The sequence below is a fragment of the Kitasatospora sp. NPDC058965 genome, from assembly GCF_042741245.1.
Classification (GTDB): Bacteria; Actinomycetota; Actinomycetes; order Streptomycetales; family Streptomycetaceae; genus Kitasatospora.
Genome location: NZ_JBHYKG010000003.1, coordinates 71,398 through 84,278 on the forward strand (window position 1 = coordinate 71,398; position 12,881 = coordinate 84,278).

Genomic DNA, 12,881 nt, shown 5'->3' on the forward strand with positions numbered 1-12,881 from the left:
CCCCCGTGCACCCCGCCACACCCCCACGCACCCCTCCCCACCCCGGTGCACTCCTCCCCACCCCGGTGCACCCGCAGCGCCACCGCCCGTCCGTACGGTTCGTGCACGCCCCGTTGTCCGGGTCGGCGCGGGCCCACGACCGCCCACCCCGCCTAGGGTCCCCGGCACCGGAAGGCATCCGGCACGCATCCGAGAGGGGCATCGGTGAACTGGCTGATCCACGACTACCGCGAGGACGACCTGGCCGGCGTCGTCCACCTGATCGACAGCACCGCCGACCTCGGACAGGAGTCGGTCTTCTCGCTGGCCGAGTGCATCGCGGCGCTGACGGAGCGCCAGCCCGCGGTCGTCGCGGTGCACGGCTCGGTGCCCGTCGGGGCGGCCCTGGCGCAGGTGGGCGGCGAGCGGGCCTGGGTGATGCGGATCGCGATCCACCCGGCGTGGCGGGGACGCGGACTGGCGAGCGCGCTGCTGCGCGAGTTGGAGCGCCGCCTGGTGGAGGCCCGGGTGCGGCGGATCGCGTACGTGCTGCCGCAGGAGGAACTGCTCGGCGACGGGCTGCGCAACGCCGGCTACGTCCGGCGGCCGGCGGTCGGGTACTTCGAGAAGACCGAGCCGGGCTCGGGCGGCTCGGCCGACGCCCTGGCGGACCTCGGCGGGCGACTGCTGCCGGCGGGCCTGTGGGACGGGGTGGCCGGGATGGCCGCGGAGAAGACGCTGATCGAGCGCCGGGTCGTGCTGCCGCTGGCCGAACCCGAGCGGGCGGCCCGGCACGGCGTCCAGCCGCCGCGCGCGATCACCCTGTTCGGCCCGCCCGGCACCGGCAAGACCACCTTCGCCCGGGCGGTGGCCTCCCGGCTCGGCTGGCCGTTCGTGGAACTGCTGCCCTCGCGGCTCGCGGACGAGGGCAGCCTCGCGGCGGGGCTGCGGGAGGCGTTCGCCCGGATCGCCGAGCTGGAGCGGGTGCTGGTCTTCATCGACGAGGTCGAGGAGATCGCCCCCGTCCGCACCGGATCGTCGGCGATGCACGGGGTCACCAACGAACTGCTCAAGCTGATCCCGGGGTTCCGGGAGCGCGACGAGCGGCTGCTGGTCTGCGCGACCAACTCGGTGCGGTCGCTCGACCCGGCGTTCCTGCGGCCCGGGCGGTTCGACTACGTGATCCCGATCGGCACGCCGGACGCGGCCGCGCGCGAGGCCATCTGGTCCCGGTACACCGGGCACGGCGCCGAGGTGGACGTGGCGGCCCTGGTCGCCGCGAGCGAACTGTTCACGCCGGCCGACATCGGGCACGTGGCCCGGACCGCGGCACAGGCGGCCTTCGAACGCGATCTCGCCGCCGACGGGACGGTCGCCCCGCCCACCGGCGCGGACCAGCTGCCCGCCGGCGCGAGCACCGCCGACTTCCTCGCCGCGCTCGCCCAGTCCCGCCGAACCGTCACCAGCGCGATGGTCGACGAGTTCACCGCCGACATCTCCTCCCACGCCCGGGTGTGAGCCCGGACCCTCCCGACGGCCCGCCGACCGCAAGTTGAACATGTTCAACTTATCGGTCATGCTACTGCCGAGCGAGAGGACGACCGATGATCAGGTCCGGGGGGATCCGACTGCCCGCAGCGGCGGTCGCGCTGGTGTGGTGGTACGAGGGCTTCTGGTGCAAGGTGTGGCCCGGCCGGGCCGATCAGCGGGAGATCGTCGCCGGTCTGCCGCTGCTGCCGGGGTGGGCGGTCACACCGCTGCTGCTGGCGATCGGCCTGGCCGAGGTGGCGCTCGGGGTGTGGGTGCTGACCGGCCGTCGGGCCCGGGCGGCGGCGGTGGTGCAGACCGTGCTCGTGGTGGGGTTCAACGCGGGCGGGCTGCTCTTCGGCGCCGCACAGATCCCCGAGCCGGGACGGTTGGTGGTGCAGGACCTGGCCCTGCTGGCACTGGTCTGGCTGGTCGCCGGCAAGCCGGCCGCCGCACCCCGGACGGCCGCCGGATGAGCGCCAACCCGTGGTCGGGCGGGCGCCTGACCGCGCTTCAGGCCGGCGGTCCGCGGGTCCTGTTCGGCCGGATGTACGAGGACCCGGGCATCGAACTGGCCGCCTTCCCGCCACCCGGCGCGCGGGTCCTGTGCGTGGCCTCCGCCGGTGACACCGCCGCGGCGCTCGCGGCGGCCGGGTACCGGGTCACCGCGGTCGACCTGAACCCGGCCCAGCTCGCCTACGCCCGGGCCCGGCTGACGGAGCCCGCAGCGGGCGGCGACGGTCGGCCCGCGCACCCGGTCGACGGCTCCGCCGAACGCCTGCTGGGGCTCGGCCGCCGAACCGCCGGCGCCCTGCTGCCGGCCTGGCGACCGGCGGCGGTCGAGCGGTTCCTGCGGCTGGCGGACCCGGTCGAGCAGGCCCGCCAGTGGCACCGCTCGCTGGACGGCCCGGGGCTGCGCCGGCTGCTGCGGCTCACCCTGCGCCCGGCGGGCTCGCTCGCCCTGGCGCTGCGGCCGCAGTTCCGCGGGGTCCTCCCGCCCGGGTTCGACACGGTGCTGCGCCGCCGGATCGCCCGGGCGGTCGGTCGCCACCCCAACGCCGCCAACCCCTGGGCCTGGCGCCTGTTCGCCGGACGCGAGCTGCCGGACGCGGGCACCCCGGACCGGGTGCCGCCGATGCCGCCGGTACCGCCAGTGCTGCCGAAGCCGCCGATGCCACCTGTGCCCGCAGCGCCCCCGGTGTCCCCGGTGCCCCCGGTGCCCCCGGTCCGCCTGGTGCTGGGCGACGTGGCCGAGGTGCTGGAGCGCTCGGCGCCCGGCGCGTTCGACGCGGTGACCCTGTCCAACGTGCTGGACGGCCCGGACCCGCAGTTCGCCCGGCGGCTGCGGGCGGCGGTCCGCCACGCGGTGCGGCCGGGCGGCGTGGTGGTGCTGCGGAGCGTACGGGAGCCGGGGCCGGCCGGCCCGGGCCTGGCGGCCGAGGACCGGTCGATGCTGTGGGGCGTGGTCCGCGTGGCCCGCGTCGGACCGTCGGAGGAGGACTTCTCGTGAGGCACCTGTTGCAGCGTCACCCGCTGCCCATTCGGACGCACTTCGCGCACTCGCTGGTGCTCACCTACGCGCTGCCGCCCGAGCTGCTCCGCCCGCTGCTGCCGCCCGGACTGGCCCTGGACACGTACACCGACCCGACCGGCACCGAGCACGGCTTCGTCGCGGCGGCGGTCGTCGACGCCCGGGCCCTGCGGCCCGCCGGGCTGCCGTCCGGCCTCGGCGGCGACTTCCTGCTCACCGGGTACCGGATCTTCAGCCGCTTCCCGACGCCCGGGGGTCGCACCATGCGCGGCCTGCGGATCCTGCGCAGCGACACCGACAACCGGCTGATGGCCCTGGGCGGGAACACGTTCTCCCGCTACAACTACCGGCTGGCCCGGATCGGCACCCGGGTGGTCGACCGGACGCTGGAGTTCAAGGTGGTCAGCGCCGACGGCCGGGCCGACCTGCACGTGCGGGCCGCGCTCACCGGCACCCCGGCACCGCTGCCGGCGGGCAGCCCGTTCGCGGACGCCAAGCACGCGCGGCGGTACGCCGGCCCGCTGCCCTACACCTTCGAGTACGAGGCGCAGACCCGGTCGGTCCTGGTGGTGAAGGCCGTCCGGACGCACTGGGAGCCGGTGCCGGTCGCGGTCGAGGTGCCCCGGCTGACCTTCTTCGACCACGGCCCCTTCGCCGGTGCGACGCCGGTGCTCGCCAACGCCTTCCACGTCGCGAACCTCGACTACGGCTGGCAGCCGGGCCGGCTCTGCGCCCTGGACGGGGGCCACCGATGACCGCCCCGCGTCCGACGACCGCACCACTCCCGCGGACTGGGCCCCCACCGACGCCGGCCTCCGCCCGGCCCGGCACCCCGCCGCGCTCCTCCGGCGTCCGCGAGGTCCTCCGCTACAACTGGCCGCGGTACGCCGCCGGCTGCCTGACCGCGGCGGGCGGCTGGGCCCTCGCCCCGCGGCTCCCGGGCCCGGCCGCCCGACTGGTCCGGACGGGCTCGCTGCTCGCCACGGCCTGGCTGGCCAGCAGCACCCTCGCCACCTGGCGGGTGTACGACCGCTCCGACCTGCAGTCCTACGGCTGGCTCGGCGAGCTGCTCCCGGCCGGCCCGGGCGACCACCTCGTGGTGTCCGCCGGCCTGGACGAGACCAGCCGACCGGTCGCCGCCCACCACCCCGGCGCACCGCAGCGGATCGTCGACCTGTACGACCCGGCCCTCACCACCGAGGGCTCGATCCGCCGGGCCCGCCGGCGCGTCCCGCCCGCGCCCGGCACGGTGCCCGGCCGGCCGGACCGGCTGCCGGTGCCGGACGGCGCCCTGGACACGGTGCTGGCCGTCTTCGCCGCCCACGAACTGCGCGACCGGGCCGACCGCCTGGCGCTGTTCACCGAGTGCGCCCGCGCCCTGCGCCCGGGCGGCACGCTGCTCCTGGTGGAGCACCTGCGCGACGCCGCGAACATCGCGGTGTACGGGCCCGGCGCCTGGCACTTCCTGCCCCGGGCCGAATGGCTGCGGCTGGCCGCGGCCGCGGACCTGACCGTGGTCACCGAACGGCGCCTGGCCGGGCTGGTCACCGCGTTCGCCCTCCGGAAGGCCGACTGATGTCCCAGCTCCTGCTCCTCGACACCCAACTGCGCCTGGTGGGTGCCGTCCTGGTGGGCGCCGGCCTCGGTCACGCCGTCCTCCCCCGGCTGATCGGCTGGCCCGGCGACCTGGCGGGCACCACCCTGCTGACCCGCCAGGTCTCCTACGCCCACCTGTTCTTCATCGGGCTGACCTGCGTGCTGCTCGGCCTGCTCCCGCTCCTGCTGAGCCGTGAACTACTGGCCGGCACGCCGCTCGGCACCACCCTGCTGGCCGGCCAGACGGTCTTCTGGGGCGCCCGCTGGCTGGCCGAGTTCGCGTACTTCTCGCCGCGGCTCTGGCGCGGCGACCGGTTCCGCACGGCCGCGCACCTGATCCTGTCCGCGCTCTGGACCTGGGTCACCGCGGTCTTCGCGGCAGCCCTGCTGCACGTCTCCTGACCCACCGGCACGACCGGCACCCTGACCACCGGCCGCCGGGCCGGGCCTCCTACTATCGAGGCGCATTCCTCGGGGGACGTTCGACGCCTGATCGGCCGTGCCCGTCGCCCGACGCCACGCCCGACCCGGCACCACGGCTGCGCCCCACGACGGTGGAGCCGTGCCTCTAGGAGGAACGTTCATGCACGCCCGCAGGATCGGCGCCGTCGCCGCGACCGCGGTGGCGCTTCTGGCCGCCCGCGACCTCATGCAGAAGCGTCACGCACTGCTCCGGAACTTCCCGGTGATCGGGCACGCCCGGTACCTGTTGGAGACGATCGGGCCGGAGCTGCGGCAGTACATCGTGACCTCCAACGAGGAGGAGCGCCCGTTCAGCCGTGACCAGCGCAGCTGGATCTACGCCTCCGCCAAGGAGGAGAACAACTACTTCGGCTTCGGGACCGAGGTCGACGTCGAGCACGTCCAGGGACACGCCTACCTGAAGCAGCGCACCTTCGCCGGCGCCCTGCCCGACGCGCACGACCCGCAGGCCCCGCTCCCCTCGGCCAAGGTGCTGGGCGGGCCGCGCGGGCGGGCCAAGGCGTTCCGGCCGGCCAGCGTGGTGAACATCTCCGCGATGAGCTTCGGCTCGCTCTCCGGCGCGGCCATCACGGCGCTCAACAAGGGGGCCGCGCTCGCGGGCGCGATGCACAACACGGGCGAGGGCGGCCTGTCCCCGTACCACCGCAACGGCGGCGACCTGGTGCTGCAGATCGGGACGTCGTACTTCGGCTGCCGCAACGAGGACGGCACCTTCAACCTCGACAAGCTCAAGGAGGTCGTCGCGGGCGCCCCGGTGCGGGCGATCGAGATCAAGCTCTCGCAGGGGGCCAAGCCGGGGCTGGGCGGGATGCTGCCGGGCGCCAAGGTGACCGAGGAGATCGCCGCGATCCGCGGCATCCCGGTCGGCCAGGACTGCGCCTCCCCGTCGCGGCACTCCGCCTTCGGCGACGTCGACTCGATGCTCGACTTCGTCGAGCTGCTGGCCGCCGAGACCGGCCTGCCGGTCGGGGTCAAGAGCGCGGTGGGCGAGCTGGGGTTCTGGCAGGAGCTGGCCACGCTGATGGCGCGCGGCGACCGCGGCGTCGACTTCGTGACCGTCGACGGTGGCGAGGGCGGCACCGGTGCGGCGCCGCGGATGTTCGCCGACTCGGTGGCGCTGCCGTTCCGGATGGGCTTCTCCCGGGTCTACGGCACCTTCGCCGAGCTGGGGCTGACCGACGAGCTGACCTTCATCGGCTCCGGCAAGCTCGGCCTGCCCGAGAACGCCGCCGTCGCCTTCGCCCTGGGCGCCGACATGGTCAACGTGGCCCGTGAGGCGATGATGTCGATCGGCTGCATCCAGGCGCAGAAGTGCCACACCGACAAGTGCCCCACCGGCGTGGCCACCCAGAACCCGTGGCTGGCCCGCGGCCTGGACCCGGCCTCGAAGGCCACCCGGGCCGCCGTCTACCTGCGCACCCTGCGCCGGGAGCTGGTCAAGGTCTCGGCCGCCCTCGGCGTCGCCCACCCCGGGCTCATCACGGCCGACGACGTCGAGATCATGAACGGCGACTACGAGGCCCGCACCCTGGCCGGTGTCTACGGTTACAAGGACGGCTGGGGCGAGCTCGGCCCGCAGCTCGCGGAGGAGATCACGGCGCTGGTCCTCACCCAGCAGGCCGCCTTCCGCAAGGCGGTCTGACGCACCGTCGACCCGTGCGACCGGAGCCCCGGGGAGTCGGCTGCGACTCCCCGGGGCTCCGGTCCCGGGCCGGTCGGGCCCTACGCGTCCGGCCGGACCTCGACGAGTGCGCCGCGCCGGTCCAGGTCGAGGACCACGGCCGTGTCCCGCGCGAGTGCCTCGTGGTCGGCGTTGGCGAGGACCACCCGGCCGTAGGAGGTGATCAGGTCGACGGTCTGCTCCATCCGGTCGCCCGGCTGCTGGGCGCAGGTGTCGAACAGGAAGCTGTCCAGGCCGGCGCAGGCCTCGCGCACCCGGTTCGCGGTGACCGTGCCCGCCGTCGGCGAGGAGAGGAAGCACTCCACCACGCCCTTGCGCAGCGACGGCCGCACCCCGGTCCGGCGCCGGTACTCCGCCGGGTCGATCCGCGCGGCGAGGGTCAGGTCGATCAGCGAGTGGGTCGAGGACACGTCGACGAGCTTCGCGCCCAGGCCGCCGTGCATCCGGGCGCCGGTCTCGATCAGCACCGGTCCGTCGGCGGTGAGGATCAGTTCGCTGTGCCCGGGGCCGTTCTCGATGCCCAGGGCGGTGAGCACCTGCTCCACGTAGGCCGTGATCTCCGGGTGGTCGCCGACCTCCACGGCCGTCATCGCCCGGTAGACGGGGTTCCCGTCGACCGTCTCCTTCGTGTACCGGAACATGTCGACGACGAAGTGCGACCCGTCGAGCGAGACCGAGTCGACCACGAACTCCGGTCCGACCAGGCGTTCCTGGACCAGCACCTCGGTGATCAGCTCGCCCGCCAGGTCGAGCCGCCCGAACAGCCGCTCGCAGGCGGCCCGCACCTCGGCCAGGTCCGAGCAGAAGTAAACGCCGTCCGTGGCAAAGGACTTGACCGGCTTCACCACGTACTCGGCGAGCCCGCTGGCGGCGCACCAGTCCAGCACGGAGGCGGTGTCCGCGCCCTTGTGGTGCGGGATGTACCGCACGCCGGCCTCGCGCAGCCGGGCCTGCATCAGGAACTTGTCCCGCCGCGCCTCGGAGGAGCCGGAGTTGGGGCGCATTCCCCAGTGCGCGGCCAGCAGGTCGAAGGCCTCCACCCCCGGCTCGGACCCGCAGACGAGGAACTCCGGGCGCCCGCCGCACAGGTCCTCGACCGCCCGGGCGGTCGCCGCCGGGTCGGAGAAGCGCACCTCGGCGGTGAAGTCCGCCGCGGGGTAGGTCGCGACCAGCGCGGGCGGCAGCGTCTCGGAGGTCAGCACGGCCACCGCGGCCACGCCGTAGCGCTCCCTCGCCCGCCGGGCCAGCACCGAGCCGCTGGAGTACGGGTCCACCACCACGAGCGTGCCCGTCGCGGTTCCGTCGGCGGCCACGGCGGCCGCGGCGTCGCGGTTGTCGAGGTCAAGCATGCTCCAGCACCTTCTCTTCGTCCGCACTGCGGGTGGGTCGGGGTTCGTGGGTCCGCACCAGGATCATCGTGAGCGAGCCGACCAGGGCGCAGCCCGCCGAGACCCACAGCGCCGCCTGCCAGCGCCCCGCGCCGAGCAGCGCGCCGTAGACGGCCGCCGCGACGGCTCCGCCCAGGTAGAACGAGGACTGCCGCAGGGCGATCGAGACCACCTGCCGGGCCGGTGCGAAGCCCGACATGGCCACCGTGTCCAGCAGCGGCATCAGGCAGTAGTTGAACAGCAGCCGCGACAGGTAGAGCACCACGAACACGACCAGCGGGACGGTCAGCGTCTGCAGCACGAGGCCGACCACGGCCAGGCACCCGAAGAAGGCGGCGCTCGGCCGCAGCGAGAAGCGCTTGACCAGGACCGGCGCGAAGATCGCACCGATGATGCTGACGACCTTGTCGCTGCCCAGGATGAGCGAGATGTCGCCCACCGGGAGGTGGTAGACCTGCGCGAAGAGCACGTTGGCGAACCGGAAGAAGAGCGCGATCGAGGCGCCCAGGAACCCGGCGGCGACGAACAGCGCCACGAAGTTGCGCTTCTCGCCCGGATCCTGAGGCTCCGTCAGCGTGCCTGCGGCGGCGGCCGCCTGCGGCACCGGCCGGGCCGAGGGCAGGCGCAGCACCAGCATCACGCAGGCCGCCGCGAACGACAGCAGCAGGAAGAACCGGTACTTCTCCAGGTCGCTGGTGTGCAGCCACCCGCCGACCACCGAGACCAGCGCGGAGCCGGCCACGCCGGCGCCCAGGTAGCAGATGAAGAAGGTGCTGAACAGCCGGGTCCGGGCGGTCTCGGGGACCTGGGCGCCGGCCATCGCGTTGCCCACCGACAGCAGGCCGAGCATGCCGGCCAGGATCAGGCTCAGCACCACGGACGCGGACGCGATCGAGGCGACGAACGGCAGCGCCGCGAACGGCACGGTGTAGAGCACCGAGAAGCCGATCAGCAGGGTCCGCTGCGACAGGATCCGGCGCAGCAGCAGCAGCGGAACCACCGCCGCCGCCATGGCGCCGGTGGCGATGGCGTAGATGACGCCCGCGTCGCCCTCGCCGATCCCCCGGTCCGCGAGGTAGAAGTTGAACACCACGTCGAAGATGGTGTTGGCCAGCCCCATGAAGAACGAGGCGGCGAGGTAGAAGTAGACGGGCCGCGGCACCGCGGCGAGCTCACTGCGCAAGGGGGACACGTCCCGAGGTCGGTTCGAGTGCGGTTCCGGTGAGCCGCGAGATCAGGTGGGCCGCGTAGTCCCAGCGGCCGTAGCCGTCGCGGGTGGCGAGGTGTCCGCCACCGGGCACGACTTCGAGGGTGCTCCCCCAGGCCCGGGCCAGTTCGTGGCCCCGCTCCAGCGCCAGGAACGGGTCGTCGTCGGAGACCACCAGGTGGGTGGGCAGCGGCAGTTCGGACGTGGGCAGCGGTGCCTGCGGCTGGATGGCGGGCAGCGCGTCGGGCGCGTCGATGTCGGCCGGCGCGACCAGCAGCGCCCCGACCACCCGGTGGTCGTAGCGGGCGGCGGCCCACTGGGCGACGGTCACCGCGCCGCAGCTGTGGCCGATCAGGAAGACCTCGCCGTCGATGCCGCGCACCACCTCGTCGAGCCGGGCGACCCAGCGGTCGCGGTCGACGGTCTCCCAGTCGCGCTGGACCACCCGGGAGAAGCCCGCGTAGTCGTGCTCCAGGTGCGTCTGCCAGTGGTCGGGGCCGGATCCGGTGTAGCCCGGTACGGTCAGGAAGTGCATGGTCCTACCCTTCGAGCGTGAGGTCCCGCGCGGGGACGGCGAGGCCGAAGTGACGGTCGAGCAGCTCCAGCAGCTCGGCCTCGTCCTCGACGGGGGTGGTGGTGCTGCTGCCGTTGTGCACGATCGTCAGGTGTCCGTCCCGCACGCTCACCCGGCCGGTCGGGGTGGGGATGCTCGCCACCTTGTGCCGGTTCAGCAGGCTGTTGGGGGACGCAGTGGTGTAGAAGTGCGCCATGTCGAGGTCGACGGCCGCCACCGGGCTGTCGACGAAGGCGTAGATGTCCTGCCACTGTTCGGAGTTGACAGCGTGTTCGACGATCGAGACGGTCCAGACCGGCACGCCGCCGCTCTCGTCGAAGCGGACCCCGGTCGACAGCGCGGGGTGGTCGGCGGTCGCGCCGTCGGCGAGCAGCACCGGTCCGCGCGGGCCCCGGGCCCCGAAGCCGATGTCGAAGAGCCACCGCTCGCCGTCGATCGTGACCACGAAGACCTGGTGGGTCGCCGGGGTCCGGCTCGGCGTGGTGACGCTGGCCAGGCGGAGCTCGTGGGCGAAGCCGCACTCCTCGAACAGCCGCTGCATCAGCCGGCCGGTCTCGAAGCAGATGCCGCCGCGGCGCCGGTCCACGATCGCGTCGTGCAGCGCCTCGTCGCCGAGGCCCCGCGCCGCGTTGGCGTGCATGCTGAAGTTCTCGAACGGGACGGAGTACAGGTGTGCCGCGTGCAACTGGCGCAGGCACTCGAGGGTCGGCTCCAACGGGAGGTTCAGGCCGATCCGGCCGGCGTAGCCGGCGATGAGCTGGTTCACGGGGGTCTCTCTGGTGGTGGGGGGAGCGCCGGCGTCAGACGTTGAGCACGAGCCGCGCACCGATCGACTTGCTCACGCACGGGAGCATGTAGCCGGACTCGGCCTTCTCCTCGTCGGTCAGCACCTCGTCGCGGTGGTCGATCCGGCCGGTGCGGACTTCGATCTCGCAGGTGCCGCAGATGCCCTGGCGGCACGAGGACGGCACGGCCACGCCGTTGCGGTTCAACGCGTCGAGCAGCGGCTGGTGCTGTGCGGCCCGGAAGGTGACGCCGGTCTTCACGCACTCCACCTCGACCGAGTCGGGCAGCTCGGAGCCGGTGCCGCCCGCCGACCCGTCGGTGATCAACTGCCGTGGGCCCGGCGCCTGCTGCACGGCGGCCCGGACCTCACCGAGCATCCCGGCGGGCCCGCAGGCGCCGATGGTGCTGCCCGCCGGGATCGCGGCGACGATCGCGGCCCAGTCCGGGCGCCCGGCCGCGGCGGTGTCGACGGTGCGCACCGTGCCGTGCTGCTCGGCCGCCAACTGCCGGACCCGGTCGAGGAAGGGGAACTCGTCCGCGCCGCGGTCGACGTAGACCAGCTGCCAGTCCCGCAGCCGGCCCGCCGCCAGCACCGCGAGGATCGGGTTGATCCCCACCCCGCCGGCCAGGAAGTGGGTGAACGGCGTGCGGCTGTCGGCGGTGAACTGCCCCTTCGGGGCCGTGATGCGCAGGGCGGCACCCACGTGCAGGCCGGGCGACAGGTGGTCGCGCCGGTCGCCGCGGCTCCGGTTGCGCACCGCCAGCTCGTAGCCCTCGTCCCGGACCGACAGGATGGTGAAGGTCTTGACCCGGGGGCCGACCCGCAGCGTCACGTGCTGGCCGGGCCGGGCGGGCGGCAGCGGCGTGCCGCCGGGCGCGCCGCCGAGCCAGTACTGGGTGACGGTCGGCGTCAGGGTCCGCGCGGCCCGGACGGATGCGGCCGCGCTCACGTGACCAACCCCGCTTCCTGGAAGGCTTCGAGGGTGGCGCCGTGGTCCAGGGCGCCGGCCTCGACGAAGTACTGGAGGGTGGGCGCGGCACTGCGGCGCACGTCGCCCACCACCTTGTCGCGGGTGTAGACCTCGCTCAGCACCTGCTCCACCTGGGCGCCCGTCAGCCCGGAGGCCCGCAGTCCCAGCGCCGTGCTCGGGTAGTCCGGCTCCAGGAAGGCGAAGATCAGGCGCGGGATGTACGGCCCCGCCAGCTCGCGCTCCTTGGGCGTCATCGCGGGCCACAGGTGGCGCAGCAGCGTCGAGAAGTAGGAGTGGTGCTTGGCCTCGTCGACCGCGTGGTCCGCCACCATGTCCCGGACGCCGACCGGGAGCCGGGTGTCCTTGGGCAGCTCGTCGAGGATCGAGGAGATCAGCGTCTCGCTGACGATCGCGAAGAGCAGCTCGTCCATGCCGCGGATCTCGCCGGGCAGCTCCTCGTGGATCCGCGCGAGTTCGGTGGTGAACGTCGGCGTCTGCGGGAGCGCCGGCGCGACGCCGGTGCGCTCGCGCACCGAGCGCAGGATCTCGTAGGTGAACTGCGCGTGCCAGGCCTCGTCGGTGACGATCTTGAACGCGTCCAGCCGCATCGGCTCGGGCAGGTCCAGTCCGGACATCCCGCGGCTGATGTGGCCGGTGACCGGGATGACGGCGCTCTGCTCCAGGTCGATGGTGAATCTGAGGTACTCGTAGAGGCGGTGGACCAGCACGGTCTCACGGACGGCGGGGTCGGCCTGCGCCAGGATCGGGTGCGCCAGGGCGGGCACGAGTTCGGGGCTGAAGAAGAGTTCGCCGCTGTCGTCCAGTTCCCGGACCGGGTTGTTTCGGACAGTGGCGACCCGCTCCCAGGTGCGGAAGCGGCTGCGGTAGCCGGAGTCGACGATCGCCTGGTCGAGGCGACGGGTGTGACTGCGGGCGAGAACGGTTCTGTTCGCCGTGCTCGCGAATTGCAGTGCCATGCTTTAAACCTTCAGGTGACTGCGCTGGTCGTCGTCTGACGTCCACTTGATGGAATGTGATGCTGCCATCGGGAAAATACCGTCGTCAAGCGGCAGGATTTTGCCGGTCGGCAGGATCGCCCGATTCGTGGGGCTTATTGGCGGCCCGGACCGGGAAACCGGCAGGAAATTGCCGGTCGAC

At 73.6% G+C, this 12,881-nt stretch carries 13 protein-coding genes; 7 read left to right on the forward strand and 6 right to left on the reverse strand.

The genetic code is table 11. From position 1 onward, the window contains the following. Positions 1-204: 204 nt before the first annotated feature. From ACFW1A_RS01305 to ACFW1A_RS01335, 7 genes are all read left to right on the forward strand, one after another. Positions 205-1,497, forward strand: a complete 1,293-nt coding sequence (locus tag ACFW1A_RS01305) for an ATP-binding protein (RefSeq protein ID WP_380402049.1) — start codon at positions 205-207, stop codon at positions 1,495-1,497. An 86-nt stretch (positions 1,498-1,583) separates the two neighbouring features. Beyond that, entirely contained in the window at positions 1,584-1,982 is a 399-nt protein-coding gene (locus ACFW1A_RS01310) for a DoxX-like family protein (protein WP_380402052.1), read from the forward strand. Then, on the forward strand, positions 1,979-3,016 hold the full coding sequence (locus tag ACFW1A_RS01315) for a DUF3419 family protein (protein WP_380402055.1): 1,038 nt from the start codon (positions 1,979-1,981) through the stop codon (positions 3,014-3,016). Before ACFW1A_RS01310 ends, ACFW1A_RS01315 begins: the two co-directional genes overlap by 4 nt. After that, entirely contained in the window at positions 3,013-3,792 is a 780-nt protein-coding gene (locus ACFW1A_RS01320; protein WP_380402058.1) for a DUF2071 domain-containing protein, read from the forward strand. The genes ACFW1A_RS01315 and ACFW1A_RS01320 overlap by 4 nt, the downstream gene beginning before the upstream one ends. After that, the gene (locus ACFW1A_RS01325) at positions 3,789-4,613 is read left to right on the forward strand and encodes a class I SAM-dependent methyltransferase (protein WP_380402061.1); all 825 of its coding nucleotides are present in this window, start codon (positions 3,789-3,791) and stop codon (positions 4,611-4,613) included. Before ACFW1A_RS01320 ends, ACFW1A_RS01325 begins: the two co-directional genes overlap by 4 nt. Beyond that, positions 4,613-5,035 carry a hypothetical protein gene (locus tag ACFW1A_RS01330; RefSeq protein WP_380402064.1) on the forward strand — a complete coding sequence of 141 codons (423 nt, stop codon included), beginning with the start codon at positions 4,613-4,615 and terminating at the stop codon, positions 5,033-5,035. The genes ACFW1A_RS01325 and ACFW1A_RS01330 overlap by 1 nt, the downstream gene beginning before the upstream one ends. Positions 5,036-5,216: 181 nt before the next feature. After that, a complete protein-coding gene (locus ACFW1A_RS01335) occupies positions 5,217-6,758 on the forward strand; it encodes an FMN-binding glutamate synthase family protein (protein WP_380402067.1) in 1,542 nt (513 codons plus the stop codon). An 80-nt stretch (positions 6,759-6,838) separates the two neighbouring features. Here ACFW1A_RS01335 and ACFW1A_RS01340 read toward each other — a convergent pair whose 3' ends face one another. Genes ACFW1A_RS01340 through ACFW1A_RS01365 form a run of 6 tightly spaced genes read right to left on the reverse strand, consistent with a single transcriptional unit; the run spans position 6,839 to position 12,700 of the window. Beyond that, positions 6,839-8,146, reverse strand: a complete 1,308-nt coding sequence (locus ACFW1A_RS01340) for an ATP-grasp domain-containing protein (protein ID WP_380402070.1) — start codon at positions 8,144-8,146, stop codon at positions 6,839-6,841. Continuing rightward, positions 8,139-9,368 (reverse strand): MFS transporter, encoded by a 1,230-nt coding sequence (locus tag ACFW1A_RS01345; protein ID WP_380402073.1) that lies wholly within the window; start codon positions 9,366-9,368, stop codon positions 8,139-8,141. The genes ACFW1A_RS01340 and ACFW1A_RS01345 overlap by 8 nt, the downstream gene beginning before the upstream one ends. Then, on the reverse strand, positions 9,358-9,927 hold the full coding sequence (locus ACFW1A_RS01350) for an RBBP9/YdeN family alpha/beta hydrolase (protein WP_380402076.1): 570 nt from the start codon (positions 9,925-9,927) through the stop codon (positions 9,358-9,360). Before ACFW1A_RS01350 ends, ACFW1A_RS01345 begins: the two co-directional genes overlap by 11 nt. 4 nt (positions 9,928-9,931) lie before the next feature. Beyond that, on the reverse strand, positions 9,932-10,732 hold the full coding sequence (locus tag ACFW1A_RS01355) for an arylamine N-acetyltransferase (protein WP_380402079.1): 801 nt from the start codon (positions 10,730-10,732) through the stop codon (positions 9,932-9,934). Positions 10,733-10,766: 34 nt separating this feature from the next. Beyond that, positions 10,767-11,702 (reverse strand): flavin reductase family protein, encoded by a 936-nt coding sequence (locus ACFW1A_RS01360; protein WP_380402082.1) that lies wholly within the window; start codon positions 11,700-11,702, stop codon positions 10,767-10,769. Then, on the reverse strand, positions 11,699-12,700 hold the full coding sequence (locus ACFW1A_RS01365) for a diiron oxygenase (RefSeq protein WP_380402085.1): 1,002 nt from the start codon (positions 12,698-12,700) through the stop codon (positions 11,699-11,701). Before ACFW1A_RS01365 ends, ACFW1A_RS01360 begins: the two co-directional genes overlap by 4 nt. Positions 12,701-12,881 lie beyond the last annotated feature (181 nt).